This window comes from Cellulomonas sp. P4_D11 (genome assembly GCF_056401915.1).
In genome coordinates, this window is sequence record NZ_JBFUIK010000049.1 from 1 (window position 1) to 18,519 (window position 18,519).

The window sequence follows — 18,519 nt, forward strand, 5'->3', positions numbered from 1 at the left end:
GCTGCGGGGCGACCGCAGGGCCGTCCGGCGGGGTGGCGCGGCCGGCCGAGGGCGTCGGCGCCCAGCCGGAGCTCTGAGCGGTCGTCGCGGCGTCGGGTGCCGCGCCGCGCTGCCCCCACTGCGCGGGGGGCGTGGAGGCGGGCGGCGAGCCCGGAGCAGGCCGTGACGTGGCCGGGGCCGTCGGGCGCGAGGTCGCGGGCGGCACGGGAGCGGGCGCGGCGGGAGCAGCGGGCCGGGAGATCGCCGGGTTCGACGCCGGCGGTGCCGCGGGACGGGTCGGCGCGGGTGCGCCGGCGGACGGCGACGTGGCGGCGGGACGCGGTGCGGCGCTCGGTGCGGGTGCCGACCACGTCGGCGTGCCCGAGGCGGGTGCGCCGGACGGTGCCGGTCGCGCGCTCGTCGGGTCGAGCGCGGTGTCGCGGATCGACCGGCGGGAGCGGCTGTACGCCTCCGCCGGCGCCTGGCCGGACGGAGCCGGAGCGGAGGACGTCTGAGGCGCCGACGGCGGGTTCGCGACGGTGCCGTGGGCCGGCGTCTCGTCGGCGCCGCCCTGGCCGCGCATCGCCCGGCGCGAGCCCGGGGCTCCGGCTGTCGGGGATGCCGCGGGTCGAGGCACCGGTGCCGGGGTCGCCGCAGCACCCGCGGACCCGGCGTCGGGTGCGGCACCCGCGACGTCGCCCGTCTCGGGGTTGCGATGGAGCTCGCGGCGACGGCGCCGCTCTCCCGGTTCACTCATGACTGACCTCGATACAACCTGTGCTTGGCGATGTACTGGACGACCCCGTCGGGGACGAGATACCAGACCGGCTGCCCGGCGCGCTCACGTGCGCGGACGTCGGTCGAGGAGATCGCCAGTGCGGGGACCTCCAGGACGTGGACACGATCGCCGGGGAGCCCGTCGACCGACAACGTGTGCCCGGGGCGGGTGACCGCCACGAACTGCGCCATCGAGAAGAGCTCGTCCGCATCCTTCCACGTCAAGATCTGCGTGATGGCGTCCGCGCCCGTGATGAAGAAGAGTTCGGCGTCCGGACGGGCGGTCTTGAGGTCCCGGAGGGTATCCACGGTGTATGTCACACCGGCGCGGTCGACATCAACCCGGCTCACCGTGAACCGCGGGTTCGACGCCGTCGCGATGACGGTCATCAGGTAGCGGTGCTCGGGGAGCGTGACGTCCTGGTCGAGCTTGAACGTCGGCTGACCCGTCGGGACGAAGACGACCTCGTCGAGGTCGAACCGGGCCGCGACCTCGCTCGCCGCGACCAGGTGCCCGTGGTGGACGGGATCGAACGTGCCGCCCATGACCCCGAGCCGGGGTCTGCGCGGCTCCGTCATCGGTCCGGTCCCTCCGGCGACGTCGATCAGTGGCGCGTCCCCACGCTACGGAACGCGTACGTGATGAGCAGCATCGCGACCAGCCCCACGAACGCGCCGACCCCGAACACGACGGGCGGGAACGGCAGCTCGCGGGCGTGCTCGGCGCCCTCGGCGGCGGCGGCGATCAGGGCAGCGTGCACGACAATCCTCCAGGGGTGGGCGGGAGCGACCAGTGTCGCACGGGTGGCTGTGCCATCAGGGTCGGACGTGCCCGTCGCCGTGCACGATCCACTTCGTCGTCGTGAGCTCGCCCAGGCCCATCGGACCCCGGGCGTGCAGCTTCTGCGTGGAGATGCCGATCTCGGCGCCCAGGCCCAGCTGGCCGCCGTCGGTGAACCGCGTCGAGGCGTTCACCATGACCGCCGCGGAGTCGACCTCGGCGACGAAGCGCTCGGACGAGGCCAGGTCGCGCGTGATGATCGCCTCGGTGTGCCCCGAGCTCCACTCGCGGATGTGGTCGAGCGCCTCGTCGAGCGAGTCGACCACCCGGACCGCGATGTCGAGCGAGAGGTACTCGGTGGCCCAGTCTACGTCGGTGGCCGGGACGACGTCGGCCTCCTCCGGCGCGAGCGCGAGCGTCGCCTCGTCGCCGTGCACCGTCACGCCCTCGTCGGCCAGCATCGCGATGGCTACCGGGAGGAACTCGTCGGCGACGGCCTGGTGCACCAGCAGCGTCTCGGCGGCGTTGCAGACGCCGACGCGCTGGGTCTTCGAGTTGAGCAGGATCGGGATGGCGACGGCCAGGTCCGCGGTCTCGTCGACGTAGATGTGGACGTTGCCCACGCCGGTCTCGACCACCGGCACCGTCGACTCGCGCACCACGGTGCGGATGAGGTCCGCGCCGCCGCGGGGCACCAGCACGTCGACCAGCCCGCGTGCGTGCATGAGCGCGACCGCCCCCTCGCGCCCCCACGCGTCGATCGACTGGATCAGCGCGCCGGGCAGCCGCTGGGCCACCAGCGCCTGCGCCAGGACGTCGACGATGACCTCGTTGCTCGCCGCCGCGGCCGAACCACCCCGGAGGATGACGGCGTTGCCGCTCTTGAGCGCCAGGCCCGCGGCGTCCACGGTGACGTTCGGGCGCGCCTCGTAGATCATGCCGACGACGCCCATCGGCACCCGCACCTGGCGCATGCGCAGGCCGTTCGGGAGCGTGGACCCGCGGACGACCTCGCCCACCGGGTCGGGCAGCGCGGCCAGCTCACGCAAGGCGTCGGCGATGGCGACGATGCGCTCGGGCGTCAGGGCGAGACGGTCCAGCAGGCCCGCCGAGGTGCCGTTCGCCCGGCCGCGCTCGAGGTCCACCGCGTTGGCCGCGACGATCTCGGGGGTGGCCGCCACGAGCGCGTCGGCCATGCCGCGCAGCGCCGCGTCCTTGGTCGCGCGGGTGGCTGTGGCGAGGGCGCGGGAGGCGACCTTGGCACGCTCCGCGACCGCCCGGACCTGCGCGACGACGTCGGGCGCCTCGAGCGCGTCCTGCGCCGGCTGGTCGAGCGAGGTGGTCATCTGGCCAGGGTAGTCCCGCCGCCGTCGCCGACGAGCGCAGCATCCGTGGCACGCCGCGCGCGGGCCGCGTCGAGGCCGCGGGCGCGCCCGGCGTCGTCGGGACCCCACAGCGTCGTCGACACCTCGGCCTGGACGAGGGGCACGACCTCCTCCGCGAAGCGGCGCAGCACGTCCTGCTGCTGCTCGTACGGGAGCACGGGGTTCAGCGAGACGGACTGCAGGTCGTGGCCGTAGGAGCGGTGGTAGTCGAGGATCTTCTCCGCGACGCGCTCCGGGGAGCCGACGAGGGCCGGGCCGCGCTCGACCGCGTCCTCGATGTGCGTGAACGACGACACCTTGCCGGGCCGCGTCTCGCCCACGTGCCGGGCGGCCATGCGGGCGGCGAAGCCCTCGTACACGGCGCGGTACTCCTCGGTGGCCTGCTCGGTGGTGTCGGCGAGGAACAGCCCGCCCGAGCCGGATCCGACGTAGCCGACGGCGGGATCGAAGCCGTTGGCCTCGAGCTGCTCGCGGTACCGGTCGATGAGCACCTTGTAGTTCTCGCGCGGCTGCAGTGCGTTGGCCGACACGATGGGGTCGCCGTGCTTCGCCGCGAGATCCACCGAGATCGTGCTCGTGGCCGAGCCGTGCCAGATGCGGAACGGGCCGTCGTACGGCCGGGGCAGCGTGGTGGCGTCGGACAGCGGCGCGTGGAACCGGCCCTCCCAGTCCACGTGCTCCTGGCCCAGGAGCAGCCGCAGCAGCTCGTAGTTCTCCTCGAGGTACTCGTACTGATGGGCCAGCTCGAGCCCGAACAGCGGGAAGTGCTTGTCCTCGTTGCCCTTGCCGATGACGATCTCCAGCCGGCCGCGGGAGAGCAGGTCGATGGTTGCGTAGTCCTCGGCGACCCGGACCGGGTCGAGCAGGCTGAGCACCGTCACGCCGGTGCTGAGCAGGATGCGGTCCGTGGCCTGGGCGAGCGCGCCGAGCAGCACGGTCGGGGACGAGGACAGGAAGTCGCCCGCGTGCCGCTCCCCCACGGCGAACGCGTCGAGCCCGAGCTCCTCCGCCAGGACGGCCGTCTCGACGACGCGCTCCAGCCGGGTCGACGGGTCGAGCAGCTCGCCGGTGACGGGGTGCGGGCCGTGCGGGACGATGTCGAGGACCTGGAACTTCACGGGCGTGCTCCTTGGGTGAGGGGTGCGAGGTCGTAGCCGAAGGCGAGCAACGTGCCGCCGTGGACCACCCGGGTCTCCCGGTCGGTCAGCCGGACGAAGCCCAGCCGCTGGTAGAGCGCGTGCGCGCCGGTCATCTGCGGGCCGGAGTTCATGACGACCCGGTCGAGGTCGCGCTGCCGGGCGAGCGCGATGACGTGCTCGGTGAGCAGCGCCCCGATCCCTCGCCGGCGGGCGGCGGGGTCGACCGCGAGCAGGCGGAAGTCGAGCTCGCCGGCACGCCCCAGCTCGGAGATGTGCCGGCCGGGCCGCGGGGTGGTGACCGTGCCGAGCAGCTCCCCCGTGGTCAGGTCCTCGGCCACCCAGACCTCGTGCTCGCGCGCCCGGGTGCCGACGTCCGCGAGCGACGCCCGGTAGTCGTCGGGAAGCTCGTAGTCGTGGCCGTAGGCGTCGACCGACAGCCGCCCGACGAGGTCGTGCTCGTCAGGCCCCACCAGGCGGATCCGCACCCCGCTCATGCGAAGTACCCCGTCACGTCCAGGACGCCGCCGGCTTCCTCGAAGTCCTGCCGGACCGCCGCACGCAGGGTCGGGTCGGCCAGGTAGTCCAGCGCGGTGAGCGCGAGCCCCACGGCGCCGTCGATCGCGGCCGAGTCGCCGCGCGGCCCGCCGGCCGCGTCGGCGAACTCGCGGGTGTGCAGCGCGACGTCCGGGCCGCTCACGGCGATCATCGGGTGGATGCCCGGCAGGCGGACGCTCACGTTCCCGAAGTCGGTCGAGGCCGCGAGGATCTCGGGCACCACGCCGCCCGCGAGGACGGTGCGGCCCTGGCCCGCCTGGTGCACCGCCCAGCGCTCGGCGAGCGGTCCGTTGGTACGCACCGGCAGCGTGAACGGCGCGGCGTCCCACACGAGCTCGGCCGTCGTGCCGGTGGCCAGCGCGGCTCCCCGGGCGATGTCCGCGAGACGCTCCGACAGGTCCTTGAGCGTGGCCGGGCTCGCCGACCGCACGTAGTACTCGACGGTCGCCCGCTCGGGCACGACGCTCGGCCGGGTGCCGCCCTCCAGCACCACGCCGTGCACGCGGTCGCTCGGCGGGAGGTGCTGACGCAGCATCGCGACGGCCTGGTAGTTCAACGCCACGGCGTCCAGAGCGTTGCGGCCCATGAACGGGCTGGCCGACGCGTGCGCGGCAACCCCGCGGTACGTCACGCGGAGCTGCCGCCGGCCGAGGAACGGGTGGTCGACGACGTCGTAGCCGAACGGGTGGACCATGATCGCGGCGTCGACCCCCGCGAAGAACCCGTTGCGCGCCAGGATCTCCTTGCCCGAGCTGCCCTCCTCCGCGGGCGTGCCCAGCAGCAGCACCCGGCCGGGCAGCTCGAGCCCGTCCGCGACAGCCTGCCGCAGCGCGAGGAACGCTCCCGCCGCCGCGCCCACGATCAGGTGATGGCCGCACGCGTGACCGAGGCCGGGCAGGGCGTCGTACTCGGCGAGGATCGCGATCGTCGGGCCGGCCTCCGCGCGCGGCGCGCCGTCGTCGGGTCCGTCGGCGGTCAGGCCGGCCCGCAGCGACGTCGACAACCCGTGCGAGCCCACCGTGGAGGGCACGCCGTGCCGGCCCAGCAGGTCCGCGACCGTGGCGACCGAGCGGACCTCGCGGAACGCCTCCTCCGGGTGCGCGTGGATCGCGTGGGCCACGTCGAGCACGTCCGACTCCCCCGCCTTCGCCGCCGCCCGCACGCGGGCGCGCGCGGGCTCGTCGGCGCCCGCGAACGGCGAGGTCAGCGGCACGAACGAGGCGCGACGTCGCTCGGTGAGCGCACGGAGCTCGTCGAGGAACGCGGTGGACGGGGTGGTCATCCGACGGGCGCCTCGGCCGGCAGCCCGGCGTCCTTCCACGCGGGGAAGCCGCCCTCGACGTGGACGACGTCGGTGAAGCCCCTGGCCCGGAGCTCGGCGGCGACCGGCCCGGACCCGCGCACCGAGCCGCAGACGACCACGATCGGCGTGTCCAGGGACACGACGGGCGCGTGCCTGGTGGCGGCGGTGAGGTCGAACTCCTCCTCGATCGCGTACCGGTCGGCGACCGTCGCGCCGGGGATGGCGCCCGTGCGGGAGCGCCCGAGCTCGCTGCGCACGTCGACGAGGAAGGCGCCCGCGGCCACGCGCTCGGCGGCCTCCGTCGGGCTCACCACGGGCGCCAGGGCCGCGGCCTCCTCGAGGCTCAGGTGCTCGGCCGGCGCGCCGGCGCGGGAGGTGGTGTCGGTCATGGTCGGTCTCCTCTGGCAGGGCGAGGGCCGTGCGCTGGTCAGCGCGGCGCTGGAGGGTCCGGCGCGGCCGACCGAGATGTCAACGATCACTCCCGCGTTCTCACATTCCGGGATACGGGCGCCGTGTCCATCTACTGAGACGTCCGACAGGACCGTTGACGACGGCGGACGGCGTGCCTACCTTCGCCGCGGTCTCGAGCCCCGACGTCAAACCCTGGTTGGTCGGGCAGCAACCCTTCGCGTGACGGGGTGCTCCAGGTGACGACCCGGCACGGCGCCCGCCGTGCAAGCACAGACCCGTCGGACCCGGTCCGGCAGATCGAGGACCTCCGATGCACGCCTCCTTCCGGGACGTGAGATGAACCGCTACGTCGCCACCCGCCTCGGGCAGGCGGTCCTGGTGCTCTGGGCCGCCTGGTCGGTGGCGTTCGTCGTGCTCTACGCGCTGCCCGGCGACCCCGTCTCGCTCATGTACGGGGGCGAGTCGTCCGACGTCACGCCCGAGCAGCTGGACGCGCTGCGGGCGCAGTACGGGCTGGACCAGCCGCTGCCCGTGCAGTACGTGACGCAGCTGGGCGCCCTGCTGCGCGGCGACCTCGGCACGTCCGTCGTCCTGCACCGGCCCGTGGCGGCGCTGATCGCCGAGGCGATCCCGCCCACGGCCGCCATCGCCGGCGCGGCGTTCGTGCTGGCGCTGGTGCTGGGCGGCGGGCTGGCGGTCGTCGCCACCCTTGCCCGCAGCCGTGGCCTGGCCAACGCGCTGCTGGGCCTCCCGCCGCTCGGCGTCGCCATCCCGTCCTTCTGGTTCGGTCTGATGCTCGTGCAGTGGTTCTCGTTCGCGAACCCGATCTTCCCGGCCGTGGGCAACAAGGGGTTCGCCTCGATCGTGCTGCCCGCCGTGACCCTCGCGGTGCCGACCGCCGCGCTCATCGCGCAGATGCTCTCCCGCTCCCTGCGGCACACCCTGGGCCAGCCGTACGTCGACACCGCGCGCGCCAAGGGCGCCGGACCGGGGCGCGTGCACTTCCGGCACGCGCTGCGCAACGCCTCGCTGCCCGCGCTCACGGTGGTCGGCCTGGTCATCGGCGAGCTCCTCGCGGGCGCGGTGGTCACCGAGACCGTGTTCTCCCGCGCCGGGATCGGCCGACTCACCGCCACCTCGGTCGGCGCCCAGGACATCCCCGTGGTGCAGGGCATCGTGCTCTTCGCCGCCGCCGTGTTCGTGCTGGTCAACCTCGCGGTCGACCTGCTGTACCCGCTGCTCGACCCGAGGATCGTCCGGCGGTCGCGGCAGCCGAGGCCCGCCGCGGCGCCCGCCGAGGCCGCGCCGGCCCGCCGGCCCGTGACGGCGGGGGTGTGAGATGACCGACGTCCTCGACCAGAGGCCGGCAGCCGACGACTTCGCCGCCACCTCGGCCGACCGCCTGGCGGACGCGCTGCGCGACCGGCAGGACGCCGCGACCCCCGGACGGCTCGCCTGGGTGGGCGAGCTCGCGCACCGGCCCGGGCTGCTGCTCGCCATCGCCTGGCTCGCCCTCGTGCTGGTGGCCGCGTTCGTGCCGCAGGTGCTCGCCCCCGGCGACCCGCTCACGGGCGTGCCGGCCGACAAGCTGCAGGCACCGTCGGCGGCGCACTGGTTCGGCACCGACCAGCTGGGCCGCGACCTGTACACGCGGGTGGTGCACGGCACGCAGCTGACCCTCGAGGCCGCGCTCGTCGCCGTCGGGGTCGGCCTGCTGGTCGGCGCGCTCGTCGGCCTGGTGGCCGGCTTCGTCGGCGGCCTGTTCGACGATGTCGTGATGCGCGCGGTCGACGTGCTGCTGTCCATCCCGGCGCTCCTGCTCTCGCTCGCGCTCATCACGGCGCTCGGCTTCGGCACCGTCAAGGTCGCGATCGCCGTCGGCCTGGCCAGCGTTGCCACGGTCGCGCGCATCATGCGCTCCGAGGTGCTGCGGGTGCGGTCCTCGGTGTACGTGGAGGCCGCGCACGCGGGCGGCAGCCGGTGGTGGTCCGTCCTGTTCCGCCACGTGCTGCCCAACGCCGCCGGGCCCGTGGTGGTCCTGGCCGCCCTCCAGCTCGGGGCGGCGATCCTGGCCGTGTCGGCCCTGAGCTTCCTCGGCTATGGCGCCCCGCCGCCCGCGCCGGAATGGGGTGCGCTCGTGTCCGGAGGCCGCGACTACCTGCGGACGTCCTGGTGGCTGACGACGCTGCCCGGCCTGACCATCGCCGTCAGCGTGCTGGCCGCCGGCCGGATCTCCCGTGCCCTCGACCGCCCGGACGGAGGTGCGGCATGAGCGAGCGCCTGCTCACCGTCACCGACCTCGCGGTCGCCTACCAGGCCCGCCGCGGGACGGTCCGCGCGGTCCGGGACGTGTCGCTGCACGTCGACGCGGGCGAGACGGTCGCCGTGGTAGGTGAGTCCGGGTCCGGCAAGTCGACCACCGCCGCGGCCGTGGTCCGGCTGCTCGCCCCCGCCGCCGTCATCGACCACGGCAGCATCGACCTGCTGGGCCACGACATGGCGCGCGCCTCGCAGCGCGAGCTGCGCACCGTCCGCGGCCTGCTCGTCGGGCTGGTCCCGCAGGACCCGACCGTCTCGCTCAACCCCGTCACCCGCGTGGGCGAGCAGGTGGCCGAGGTGCTGCGCATCCACGGCCTCGCCGACCGCAGGAACGCCGCCATCGAGGCCGTCGAGGCCCTCCGCCGGGCTGGGCTGAGCGACCCGGAGGTCCGGGCCCGGCAGTACCCGCACGAGCTGTCCGGCGGCATGCGGCAGCGCGTGCTCATCGCCATCGCGCTCGCGGCGCAGCCACGCCTGCTGGTGGCCGACGAGCCGACGAGCGCGCTCGACGTCACCGTGCAGCGCCAGATCCTCGACCACCTCGAGCAGCTGACGACCGGGACCGGGACGGGCGTGCTCCTCATCACGCACGACCTCGGCGTCGCCGCGGACCGCGCGGACCGGATCGTCGTCATGTCCCAGGGGCGGGTGGTCGAGGAGGGCACGCCCGACCAGGTGCTCGGCTCGCCGAGCGACCCCTACACCCGCGCGCTGCTGGCCGCGGCGCCGAGCCTGCGCGGGGCGCGCCCGATCGCCGCGCCTGTGCCACCCACGGCCGTGCCCGCGCTCGAGGTCCGGCACCTCAGCAAGGAGTTCGCTCTCCCCCGGTCCGCCGGCGGCGGCACGCTGCGGGCGGTGGACGACGTCTCGTTCGTGCTCCCCCGGGGCCGCACCCTTGCGCTGGTCGGCGAGTCCGGCTCGGGCAAGTCGACCACCGCGCGGCTCGCGCTGCGGCTGACCGACGCCACCGCGGGCTCGGTCCTGGTGGACGGGGCGGACGTCACGCACACCCGCGGAGCGGCCCTGCGTCTGCTGCGCCGGCGGATGCAGGTGGTCTACCAGAACCCGTACGCGTCTCTCGACCCCCGCTACCCGGTCCAGCGGATCATCACGGAGCCGCTGCAGGCGTTCGGCGTCGGGTCGCGCGCGGAGCGCGCCGCCCGCGCCGCCGAGCTGCTCGACGTCGTCGCGCTGCCCCGCACCGTGCTGCACCGGCGACCCGCGGAGCTGTCCGGCGGGCAGCGCCAGCGCGTGGCCATCGCCCGGGCCCTCGCGCTGAACCCGGAGCTGGTCGTGCTCGACGAGCCCGTGTCCGCGCTCGACGTCTCCGTCCAGGCGCAGATCCTCGACCTGCTGGCCCACCTGCAGTCCGAGCTCGGGCTGAGCTACCTGTTCATCTCCCACGACCTGGCGGTCGTCCGGCAGGTGGCCCACGAGGTCGCCGTCCTGCAGCGCGGCCGGGTGGTCGAGCAGGGCGAGGTCGAGGCCGTGTTCGCCCAACCCACCGACCCGTACACCGCTGAGCTGCTCTCCGCGATCCCCGGGGCGCGCGTGCGCACGGGCGAAGGGGGTGCGTCGTGACCTCCTGTCGACGTGACTGAGCCTGCCGGTCCAACTAGCACCCCGTCACCCACCCTCAGCAAGGAGCACCACCCATGTCTGTCCGACGACCCTCGCGCCGTCACGCCGGCCTCCTCGCCGGCCTCGCCACCACCGGCCTCCTCCTCGCCGCCTGCTCGTCGGGCGGGCCGGAGGCCTCGGAGACCTCGTCCGCGTCCGCCGCCGAGGCGGTCGACGGCGGCGACCTGACGTTCGCCATCGGCAACGACCCGATCTCGATCAACCCCGCCGGCATCGGCTCGGGCAACGACACCCTGTACGTGACCCGGCAGCTGGTGGACTCCCTGCTCTGGCAGGACCCCGCCGACGGCTCGCTGCGGCCGTGGCTGGCCACGGCGTGGGAGGCGAACGCCGACTCGACGCAGTTCACGTTCACGCTGCGCGACGACGTCACCTTCTCCGACGGCACGCCGTTCACCGCCGAGTCCGTCAAGAAGAACTTCGACGACTCGGTCGCTGCCGGGGCGAAGAGCTCCGCCGCCGCGAACTTCCTCGGCTACGCCGGCACCACGGTGGTCGACCCGACCCACGTCACCGTCGCCTTCGCGGCCCCGAACTCGGCGTTCCCGCAGGCCACCTCGACGGTCGCGCTCGGCTTCCTCGCCGACTCGACGCTCGCCCTCCCGTTCGACGACCGCGCGAGCGGCACGGGCGTCGTCGGGACCGGCCCGTTCACGCTGGACCACTACACCAAGGACACCGAGACGGTGCTCACGGCCCGCGACGACTACGCATGGGGACCGCAGGGGCGCGAGAACACCGGCAGGGCCCACCTGGACAGCGTGACGTTCCAGGTGATCCCCGAGGCGGGCGTGCGCACCGGCGCGCTGACCTCGGAGCAGGTCGACGTGATCGGGGGCGTCCAGCCGACTGACATCGAGACGCTGGAGTCGTCCGGCTTCGGCGTGGTCCACCGCGCCAACCCCGGCATCACCTTCGGCCTGACGTTCAACGAGGCGGGCGCGCTGGGTTCCGACCCCGCCGTGCGGGAGGCCATCGCGCTCACGGTGAACCCCACGGAGATCCGCGACACCGCCCTCAACGACGGGTTCGCGGTCGCACAGGGCCCCCTGGCCAGCACGACGCCCGGGGTCGCCGACCTCAGCAAGGAGCTGGTCACCGACCCGGAGAAGGCCGCGAGCGTGCTCGAGGACGACGGCTGGGCCAAGGGCGCGGACGGCATCTACGCGAAGGGCGGTACGCGGCTCGCGCCGGTCCTGGTGTGGATCACGAACTTCTCCCCCAACCAGACGTCCGTCGAGCTCGTCCAGCAGGAGCTCAAGGCCAACGGCATCGACGCCACCCTGTGGAGCGGCGCCGTCCCGGACTTCCAGGCCAAGCTCAAGGACGGGTCGTTCGACCTGGTCTGGGGCAACCTGAGCCGGGCCGACGGTGACGTGCTGCGCACGCAGTACTCGACCGCGGCGACCAACTTCTACCGGCTGGACGACCCGGAGCTCGAGGCCCTGCTGCAGGAGCAGCTGACCGTGAGCGACCCGACCGAGCGGGACGCCGTGCTGGCGGACGCCCAGGAGCGGCTGGTCACCGAGCACCACGTGATCCCGGTGCACGAGCTCACCACGTTCCTCGGGCTGAGCACCGACGTGCACGAGGTCGAGCTCGGCGCGGACTCCCGCCTCGACCAGCTCACGCAGGCCTGGCTCGGCAGCTGACACCACGCGACGTCCGCACTCCGGAGGGCGGGAGCCCCCTCGAGTGCGGACGTCGTGGTGGTCAGCGGCGGCGGCGGACCAGGACGAGGTCGTCGCGGTGGACCAGTTCGCGGTCGTAGCCCGGGCCCAGCGCCGCGCGCAGCTCGGACGTCGACCGACCCAGCAGCGGCGGGACCTCCTCGGCGTCGTACGAGACGAGGCCTCGGGCCACGAGGACGCCGTCCGGCCCGACGAGCTCGACCGGGTCGCCGGCCTCGAACGTGCCCTCCACGCCGGTGACGCCGGCGGGCAGCAACGAGGTCCCCCGCTCGAGCACCGCCCGGACCGCGCCGGCGTCGAGCACCAGCCGTCCGCGGGTGTTCGCGGCATGAGCGAGCCACAGCCGGCGGATGGACGTGCGGCGGCCCGTTGCGGTGAACCAGGTGCCGACGTCCTCGCCGGCGAGCGCCTGCGCCGCCTGGGCCGCGGAGGTGAGCACCACGGGGACCCCGGACTGCGTCGCGATGGCGACCGACTCCAGCTTGGTCACCATCCCGCCGGTGCCCACCGCGCTCCCCCGCGAGGCGACGTCGATCCCCTCGAGGTCCTGCGCGTGGACGACCGACGCGATCCGTCGGGACCCGTCGCGCGACGGCGGGCCCGTGTAGAGCGAGTCCACGTCGCTGAGCAGCAGGAGCGCGTCCGCGTGCACGAGGTGGGAGACCAGGGCGGCGAGGCGGTCGTTGTCCCCGAACCGGATCTCGTCCGTGGCCACGGCGTCGTTCTCGTTGATGACAGGCACGATCCCGAGGTCGAGCAGCCGCGTGAGCGCCCGGTGCGCGTTGCGGTAGTGCACGCGCCGCACGGTGTCGTCGGCGGTGAGCAGGACCTGACCCACCCGCAGGCCGTGCCGCGCGAACGCTGCCGTGTAGTGCGCGACGAGCAGCCCCTGCCCCACCGACGCCGCCGCCTGCTGCGTCGCGAGGTCCTTGGGGCGGGCCGCCAGCCCGAGCGGGCCCAGGCCCGCCGCGATCGCGCCGGAGGACACCAGCACGACCTGCCCGCCGGCCTCGCGCCGCGCGGCGAGCACGTCGACCAGCGCGTTCAGGCGCTCCGGCGCGAGCCGGCCGTCGGGCGCGGTCAGCGAGGACGAGCCGATCTTGACGACCACCCGGGACGCCGAGACCAGCTGCTGGCGGTCCTGCAGGGCGTCGGCGGTCACGTGCGGCATTCTGCCCCGTGGCGCGCGGACGTCACGCGGATATCCGCTGGCCGGACCTCAGTCCTTCGCCGCGTCCGTCCAGACCCCGGCCTCGCGCTCGGTCCACAGCTCCTCGCGCGCCTCGGTCTTGGCGTCCATGCGCTCCTTGTACTCCTGGCGCTTCTCGCCGCGCGTCGGCCGCGAGTGGTCCTCGAGCCGCAGGTCGACGCCGCGCGGGCCGCCGAGGAACTCGGAGCCGGTCATGAGCGTCGGCTCCCAGTCGAAGACGACCGCGTTGTGCTCGGGGCCGATGCGCACCTCGTCACCCGCGACCGCACCCGCGGCGAACAGCCGGTCCTCGACGCCGAGCCGGGCCAGCCGGTCCGCGAGATAGCCGACGGCCTCGTCGTTGGAGAAGTCCGTCTGGCGCACCCAGCGCTCGGGCTTCTCGCCGCGCACCCAGAAGTACACGCCCTGGCCCTCGACCTCGCGGCGCGTCACCGTGAACCCGGCGTCGTCGACGGCCTTGGGACGCAGCACGATGCGCGTCGCCTCGGGCGCGGGGGCGTCGCGACGAGCCTTGTCGACGATCTCGCCCAGCGCGAAGGTCAGCGGGCGCAGCCCCTCGTGGCTGGCCGTGGACACCTCGAACACGCGGAACCCGCGGGCCTCGAGGTCGGGCTTGACCAGCTCGGCCAGCTCGCGCGCCTCGGGGACGTCGATCTTGTTGAGCACGACGATCTGCGGGCGCTCCAGGAGCGGGACGCGGCCACCCTCGATGGACAGGTCGCCGGCGTAGGTCCGCAGCTCGACCTCGATGTCCTCGAGGTCCGACAGGGGGTCGCGGTCGGGCTCGAGGGTCGCGCAGTCGAGCACGTGGACGATGACCGCGCAGCGCTCGATGTGCCGCAGGAACTCCAGGCCGAGCCCGCGCCCCTCGGACGCGCCGGGGATGAGCCCGGGCACGTCGGCGACGGTGTAGCGCGCGCCGCCGGCCTGCACCACGCCGAGGTTGGGCACCAGGGTGGTGAACGGGTAGTCGGCGATCTTGGGGCGGGCCGCCGAGATCGCGGCGACCAGGCTGGACTTGCCGGCGCTGGGGTACCCGACCAGGGCGACGTCGGCGATGGTCTTGAGCTCGAGGACGATGTCCTGCGTGTCGCCCGGCTCGCCCAGGAGCGCGAAGCCCGGAGCCTTGCGGCGCTGCGAGGCGAGCGCGGCGTTGCCGAGCCCCCCGCGACCGCCGGCGGCTGCGACGTACTGGGCGCCGACGCCGACAAGGTCCGCGAGCACCGTGCCGTCGGGCGCCTTGACGACCGTGCCGTCGGGGACGCCCAGGACCAGGTCCCCGCCGGTCGAGCCCGAGCGGTGGTCGCCCATGCCCTGCGTGCCGGACGGCGCGTGCCGGTGCGGTGAGTGGTGGTAGTCGAGCAGCGTGGTGACCTGCGGGTCGACCTCGATGATCACCGAGCCACCGTTGCCGCCGTTGCCCCCGTCAGGGCCGGCGAGCGGCTTGAACTTCTCCCGGTGGATGGACGCGCAACCGTGCCCACCGTCACCGCCGGTCGCGTGCAGCACGACCCGGTCGACGAATGTCACCACGGCTGAACCTCCCTTGCCATTGCTACTTCTCGATACTCACACGCAGAAGGGGCGCACCGCACCGGTGCGCCCCTCCCACGAATGACCCGCCGCGAACCGTTGTCGCGGCGTCATGAATCTCAGACCTCGGCCGCCACGACGATGTCGATGACCTTGCGGCCACGGCGCGTCCCGAAGGTCACGGCGCCCGGGGCGAGGGCGAACAGGGTGTCGTCGCCGCCACGGCCGACGTTCACGCCGGGGTGGAAGTGCGTGCCGCGCTGGCGGACGATGATCTCGCCGGCCTTGACGACCTGGCCACCGAAGCGCTTGACGCCCAGGCGCTGGGCGTTCGAGTCGCGGCCGTTGCGCGAGGAGCTCGCGCCCTTCTTGTGTGCCATGACGAACCTGCTTTCGTGCTCAGAGAATGGGGGGCTGCCTGCGGCCGGACGGCCGACGGCGCGAGATCAGGAGATGCCGGTGACCTTGAGGCGGGTCAGCTTCTGGCGGTGACCCTGGCGCTTGCGGTAGCCGGTCTTGTTCTTGTACTTGAGGATGTCGATCTTGGGACCCTTCTCGTCCCGCACGACCTCCGCCGTCACCGTCACCTTGGCCAGGGCCTTGGCGTCGGTGGTGACCTTCTCGCCGTCGACGAGGAGCAGGGCGGGCAGCTCGACGGTCGAGCCGGCCTGCGCAGCGAGGCGGTCCACGACGACGACGTCGCCCACCGCGACCTTCTCCTGGCGGCCGCCAGCCTTCACGATCGCGTACACCACGTTGCTGCTCATCTCTGCTCGTCGAACTGCTTGTCAACTGCTAGTCGAAAGTGTCGGTGCCCACCTGCGCCCGCGCACATCCCGTTGCGACCGGAGGTGACCGGTGCCCGTGGGGGTTCGCGTCGGCGCCGCTTCGGCGGCACACATGATCAGCGCGCACACGACGCGCCGACGTTCTAGGGTACGGACCCCACGCCGCAGGGTCAAACCTGCCGGGCGCGGCGCGGGGTCGACGTGACCTAACGCACGTGCCTACCGTTCACCGTCGCCGGTGGGTGCCTCGGAACCGTCCTCCGCCTGCTCCGCCTCGGCCGGCTCGCCGTCCTGCGCGGGCTCGTCGTCCTCGGCACCGACGGTCGCGAAGACGTCGGCCGGGACGGCCGTCAGCTCCAGCTGCTCGTCGTCGCGCACGTCGTCCGCGTCGCGAGCGGCAAACTCCGCGAGCACGTCGAGCGCGGCGGACGTGGGCGACGACGAGGGAAGGAGCTCCTCGGCGGCCTGCTCCGCCGACGCGTCGTCGACGGCCGGGGCCGTGGCGACCGGGGCGTGGTGCTCGTGGTCGTGCTCGTGCGCGTGCGCGGCGGCGGCCGCGATCGTCGCCAGGGTCGCCTTGACGGCCTCGCGCGCCTCGGGCAGGACGGGCACGCCGGCGTGCGGCGCGTGCGTCACCGGCTCCTTGGCGCCACCGCGCTTGCGACGCGACCGCGGGGCGTTGCCCTCGGTGGCGACGGGCTGCGGCTGCGGCGCGCCGGCGTCGGGGCGCTGGTTGTTCTTCTCGATCGGCTCCTCGTGCACGATGAAGCCGCGCCCGTGGCAGTGCTCGCACGTCTCGCTGAACGCCTCGACCAGGCCCTGGCCCACGCGCTTGCGGGTCATCTGCACCAGGCCGAGCGACGTGACCTCGGCGACCTGGTGCTTGGTCCGGTCGCGGCCCAGGCACTCGACCAGGCGGCGGAGCACGAGGTCGCGGTTCGACTCGAGCACCATGTCGATGAAGTCGATGACGATGATGCCGCCGATGTCGCGCAGCCGGAGCTGGCGGACGATCTCCTCGGCGGCCTCGAGGTTGTTGCGCGTGACCGTCTCCTCGAGCGTGCCGCCCGAGCCGGTGAACTTGCCGGTGTTGACGTCGACCACCGTCATGGCCTCGGTGCGGTCGATCACCAGCGAGCCGCCCGACGGGAGCCAGACCTTGCGGTCCATGCCCTTGGCCAGCTGCTCGTCGATGCGGTGCACCGCGAACACGTCGCTGTCGGACTCCCAGCGGGAGACCTTCTGCGCCAGGTCGGGGGCGAGCTCGTCGATGTAGGACGAGATCGTCGACCAGGCCTCGGCCCCCTCGACGATCAACGAGGAGAAGTCGTCGTTGAAGATGTCGCGGACCACGCGGATCGCCATGTCCGGCTCGCCCTGGAGCAGGGCCGGCGCCGACGCGGTCTTCGACTTCTTCTCGATGGCCTCCCACTGCCCCTGCAGGCGCGCGATGTCGGCGCGCAGCTCGTCCTCGCTCGCGCCCTCGGCCGCGGTGCGCACGATGACGCCCGCGGAGTCCGGGACGATCTCGCGCAGGATCCGCTTGAGGCGGTTGCGCTCGGTGTCGGGCAGCTTGCGGCTGATGCCGGTCATGCCGCCGCCGGGGACGTACACGAGGTAGCGGCCGGCCAGGGTGACCTGCGAGGTCAGGCGGGCACCCTTGTGGCCGATCGGGTCCTTGGTGACCTGCACCAGGACCGGGTCGCCGGACTTGAGGGCCTGCTCGATGCGACGCGCCGAGCCTCCCTCGAGGCCCGCGGCGTCCCAGTTGACCTCGCCGGCGTAGAGCACGGCGTTGCGGCCCTTGCCGACGTCGACGAACGCGGCCTCCATGCTGGGCAGCACGTTCTGGACGCGGCCGAGGTACACGTTGCCGACCATCGACGCCTGCGCCTGGTTCGACACGTAGTGCTCGACGAGCACGCCGTCCTCGAGGACCGCGATCTGGGTGCGAGCGTTCTTCTCCCGGACGATCATCGAGCGGTCGACGGACTCCCGGCGGGCCAGGAACTCGGACTCGGTGATGATCTGGCGACGACGGCCGGCGTCGCGGCCGTCCCGGCGACGCTGGCGCTTGGCCTCGAGGCGCGTGGAGCCGCGCAGCGCGGTGACCTCGTCGCTGGGCACGCGGGTGCGCGCCGCGCGGGGCTCGTTCTGCTCGCCCGGCTCACCGCGCGAGGACCCGCGACGGCGACGGCGACGGCGGCGGCTCGAGCCGTCGCCCTCCTCCGCGGCGTCGTCGGTGTCGGACTCGGGCTCGGCCTCGGTGCCCTCGTCGGGCTCGTCGTCGTTCTCGTCGGACTCGTCGGCGGAGCCGGTGGCGTCCGTACGGCTGCGGCGACCGCGGCCTCCGCGGCGACGACGGCGACGCGGCTGGCCGGCGACGGCGTCATCCTCGGCCGACACGTCCTCGTCACCCTGCTCCTCGTCGGCGGAGTCCTGCTCGACGGCGGCGTCGACGATGTCCTCGACGACGACCTCCTCCTCCTCGACCGGCGCGGCGTCCCCGCTGCGGCCGCGGCGACCGCGGCGGCGCGAACCGCGCGACGGTGCGGCCGTCTCGGTCTCCGGCACGTCGGTCGCCTCGACCGGCGCCTCGTCGGGCTCGGCGGTGGCCTGGGCGGCCTCGTGCTCGGCGCGGTGGGCGGCCTCGGAGATCTCCTCCGGGGAACCGGTGCTGGCCTGCGCACGGCGGCGACGCGGACGGGCCGCGGACGGGTCGGGGGCCTGGAAGAGCAGCGCGGTGGTCGCGAAGCGCGGGCCGGTCGACGTGCTGCTCGTGGTGGCGTTGGGCTCCACGGCGGTCTCCGCGGCCGGCACGGTCGCGGCCAGCTCGGCGAGGACGTCGAGGGTGGGGGCCGCCTCGGTGGCGTCGTCCTCCTCGTCCTCGGCGGGCTCGGCCGGGGGCTCGGGCTCGGGAGCCGGCTCGGGCGCGGCGGCGGCGCGGCTGCCGGACCGGCGGCGACGCGGCGCGGCCGTGGCGGCGGGCTCGTCGGCGGCGGGGGCG

17 protein-coding genes and 1 riboswitch are annotated in these 18,519 nt (G+C 74.0%); of the genes, 5 read left to right on the top strand and 12 right to left on the bottom strand.

Translation table 11 applies throughout. The features are described 5' to 3' along the window. Positions 1-167 precede the first annotated feature (167 nt). Positions 168-494, top strand: a complete 327-nt coding sequence (locus tag AC1DT4_RS18940; protein WP_477091309.1) for a hypothetical protein — start codon at positions 168-170, stop codon at positions 492-494. A gap of 238 nt (positions 495-732) precedes the next feature. Here the strand turns inward: AC1DT4_RS18940 and nadD are convergent, their stop codons facing one another. From nadD to AC1DT4_RS18975, 7 genes are read right to left on the bottom strand one after another with little or no spacing between them, the layout of a single operon-like run. Further along, complete coding sequence (gene nadD / locus AC1DT4_RS18945; RefSeq protein ID WP_477091310.1) at positions 733-1,335, bottom strand: nicotinate-nucleotide adenylyltransferase; 603 nt, start codon at positions 1,333-1,335, stop codon at positions 733-735. 26 nt (positions 1,336-1,361) lie between these two features. Next, complete coding sequence (locus AC1DT4_RS18950) at positions 1,362-1,517, bottom strand: hypothetical protein (RefSeq protein ID WP_477091311.1); 156 nt, start codon at positions 1,515-1,517, stop codon at positions 1,362-1,364. Positions 1,518-1,572: 55 nt separating this feature from the next. Then, positions 1,573-2,883 carry a glutamate-5-semialdehyde dehydrogenase gene (locus tag AC1DT4_RS18955; protein ID WP_477091312.1) on the bottom strand — a complete coding sequence of 437 codons (1,311 nt, stop codon included), beginning with the start codon at positions 2,881-2,883 and terminating at the stop codon, positions 1,573-1,575. After that, positions 2,880-4,040, bottom strand: coding sequence for an LLM class flavin-dependent oxidoreductase (locus tag AC1DT4_RS18960; protein ID WP_477091313.1), 1,161 nt, complete (start codon positions 4,038-4,040; stop codon positions 2,880-2,882). Before AC1DT4_RS18960 ends, AC1DT4_RS18955 begins: the two co-directional genes overlap by 4 nt. Further along, positions 4,037-4,555, bottom strand: coding sequence for a GNAT family N-acetyltransferase (locus AC1DT4_RS18965; RefSeq protein WP_477091314.1), 519 nt, complete (start codon positions 4,553-4,555; stop codon positions 4,037-4,039). Before AC1DT4_RS18965 ends, AC1DT4_RS18960 begins: the two co-directional genes overlap by 4 nt. Further along, on the bottom strand, positions 4,552-5,898 hold the full coding sequence (locus tag AC1DT4_RS18970) for a M20 family metallopeptidase (RefSeq protein WP_477091315.1): 1,347 nt from the start codon (positions 5,896-5,898) through the stop codon (positions 4,552-4,554). The genes AC1DT4_RS18965 and AC1DT4_RS18970 overlap by 4 nt, the downstream gene beginning before the upstream one ends. Beyond that, positions 5,895-6,308 carry a rhodanese-like domain-containing protein gene (locus AC1DT4_RS18975; RefSeq protein WP_477091316.1) on the bottom strand — a complete coding sequence of 138 codons (414 nt, stop codon included), beginning with the start codon at positions 6,306-6,308 and terminating at the stop codon, positions 5,895-5,897. Before AC1DT4_RS18975 ends, AC1DT4_RS18970 begins: the two co-directional genes overlap by 4 nt. A gap of 190 nt (positions 6,309-6,498) precedes the next feature. After that, positions 6,499-6,606: riboswitch (SAM riboswitch) on the top strand. Between the two features lie 60 nt (positions 6,607-6,666). Between AC1DT4_RS18975 and AC1DT4_RS18980 the strand changes: the two genes are divergently transcribed. The 4 genes from AC1DT4_RS18980 to AC1DT4_RS18995 all read left to right on the top strand — a co-directional run bounded on the left by AC1DT4_RS18980 (position 6,667) and on the right by AC1DT4_RS18995 (position 11,942). Then, positions 6,667-7,668, top strand: a complete 1,002-nt coding sequence (locus AC1DT4_RS18980; RefSeq protein ID WP_477091317.1) for an ABC transporter permease — start codon at positions 6,667-6,669, stop codon at positions 7,666-7,668. Position 7,669: 1 nt separating this feature from the next. Continuing rightward, positions 7,670-8,602, top strand: coding sequence for an ABC transporter permease (locus AC1DT4_RS18985; RefSeq protein ID WP_477091318.1), 933 nt, complete (start codon positions 7,670-7,672; stop codon positions 8,600-8,602). Beyond that, positions 8,599-10,230, top strand: coding sequence for a dipeptide ABC transporter ATP-binding protein (locus tag AC1DT4_RS18990; RefSeq protein WP_477091319.1), 1,632 nt, complete (start codon positions 8,599-8,601; stop codon positions 10,228-10,230). The genes AC1DT4_RS18985 and AC1DT4_RS18990 overlap by 4 nt, the downstream gene beginning before the upstream one ends. 74 nt (positions 10,231-10,304) lie before the next feature. Further along, on the top strand, positions 10,305-11,942 hold the full coding sequence (locus AC1DT4_RS18995) for an ABC transporter substrate-binding protein (RefSeq protein WP_477091320.1): 1,638 nt from the start codon (positions 10,305-10,307) through the stop codon (positions 11,940-11,942). Between the two features lie 61 nt (positions 11,943-12,003). On the opposite strand, the gene proB is transcribed toward AC1DT4_RS18995, so the two are convergent. From proB to AC1DT4_RS19020, 5 genes are all read right to left on the bottom strand, one after another. After that, entirely contained in the window at positions 12,004-13,152 is a 1,149-nt protein-coding gene (gene proB, locus AC1DT4_RS19000) for a glutamate 5-kinase (RefSeq protein WP_477091321.1), read from the bottom strand. A 48-nt stretch (positions 13,153-13,200) separates the two neighbouring features. After that, on the bottom strand, positions 13,201-14,724 hold the full coding sequence (obgE, locus tag AC1DT4_RS19005) for a GTPase ObgE (RefSeq protein ID WP_477091322.1): 1,524 nt from the start codon (positions 14,722-14,724) through the stop codon (positions 13,201-13,203). A 119-nt stretch (positions 14,725-14,843) separates the two neighbouring features. Continuing rightward, on the bottom strand, positions 14,844-15,104 hold the full coding sequence (rpmA, locus tag AC1DT4_RS19010; RefSeq protein ID WP_055913072.1) for a 50S ribosomal protein L27: 261 nt from the start codon (positions 15,102-15,104) through the stop codon (positions 14,844-14,846). A gap of 66 nt (positions 15,105-15,170) precedes the next feature. Then, on the bottom strand, positions 15,171-15,479 hold the full coding sequence (gene rplU / locus AC1DT4_RS19015) for a 50S ribosomal protein L21 (RefSeq protein ID WP_370505510.1): 309 nt from the start codon (positions 15,477-15,479) through the stop codon (positions 15,171-15,173). A 252-nt stretch (positions 15,480-15,731) separates the two neighbouring features. Further along, positions 15,732-18,519 (bottom strand): Rne/Rng family ribonuclease (locus AC1DT4_RS19020; RefSeq protein WP_477091323.1); only part of this gene is annotated, 2,788 nt, incomplete at its 5' end.

What these genes read in the sequence shown, in the direction of transcription:
- AC1DT4_RS18965 (WP_477091314.1), bottom strand. Translation starts at nt 4,555, where the DNA reads ATGAGCGGGGTGCGGATCCGCCTGGTGGGGCCTGACGAGCACGACCTC.
- AC1DT4_RS18970 (WP_477091315.1), bottom strand. Translation starts at nt 5,898, where the DNA reads ATGACCACCCCGTCCACCGCGTTCCTCGACGAGCTCCGTGCGCTCACC.
- AC1DT4_RS18985 (WP_477091318.1), top strand. Translation starts at nt 7,670, where the DNA reads ATGACCGACGTCCTCGACCAGAGGCCGGCAGCCGACGACTTCGCCGCC.
- AC1DT4_RS18980 (WP_477091317.1), top strand. Translation starts at nt 6,667, where the DNA reads ATGAACCGCTACGTCGCCACCCGCCTCGGGCAGGCGGTCCTGGTGCTC.
- rpmA (WP_055913072.1), bottom strand. Translation starts at nt 15,104, where the DNA reads ATGGCACACAAGAAGGGCGCGAGCTCCTCGCGCAACGGCCGCGACTCG.
- AC1DT4_RS18955 (WP_477091312.1), bottom strand. Translation starts at nt 2,883, where the DNA reads ATGACCACCTCGCTCGACCAGCCGGCGCAGGACGCGCTCGAGGCGCCC.
- proB (WP_477091321.1), bottom strand. Translation starts at nt 13,152, where the DNA reads ATGCCGCACGTGACCGCCGACGCCCTGCAGGACCGCCAGCAGCTGGTC.
- AC1DT4_RS18990 (WP_477091319.1), top strand. Translation starts at nt 8,599, where the DNA reads ATGAGCGAGCGCCTGCTCACCGTCACCGACCTCGCGGTCGCCTACCAG.
- AC1DT4_RS18995 (WP_477091320.1), top strand. Translation starts at nt 10,305, where the DNA reads ATGTCTGTCCGACGACCCTCGCGCCGTCACGCCGGCCTCCTCGCCGGC.
- AC1DT4_RS18975 (WP_477091316.1), bottom strand. Translation starts at nt 6,308, where the DNA reads ATGACCGACACCACCTCCCGCGCCGGCGCGCCGGCCGAGCACCTGAGC.
- nadD (WP_477091310.1), bottom strand. Translation starts at nt 1,335, where the DNA reads ATGACGGAGCCGCGCAGACCCCGGCTCGGGGTCATGGGCGGCACGTTC.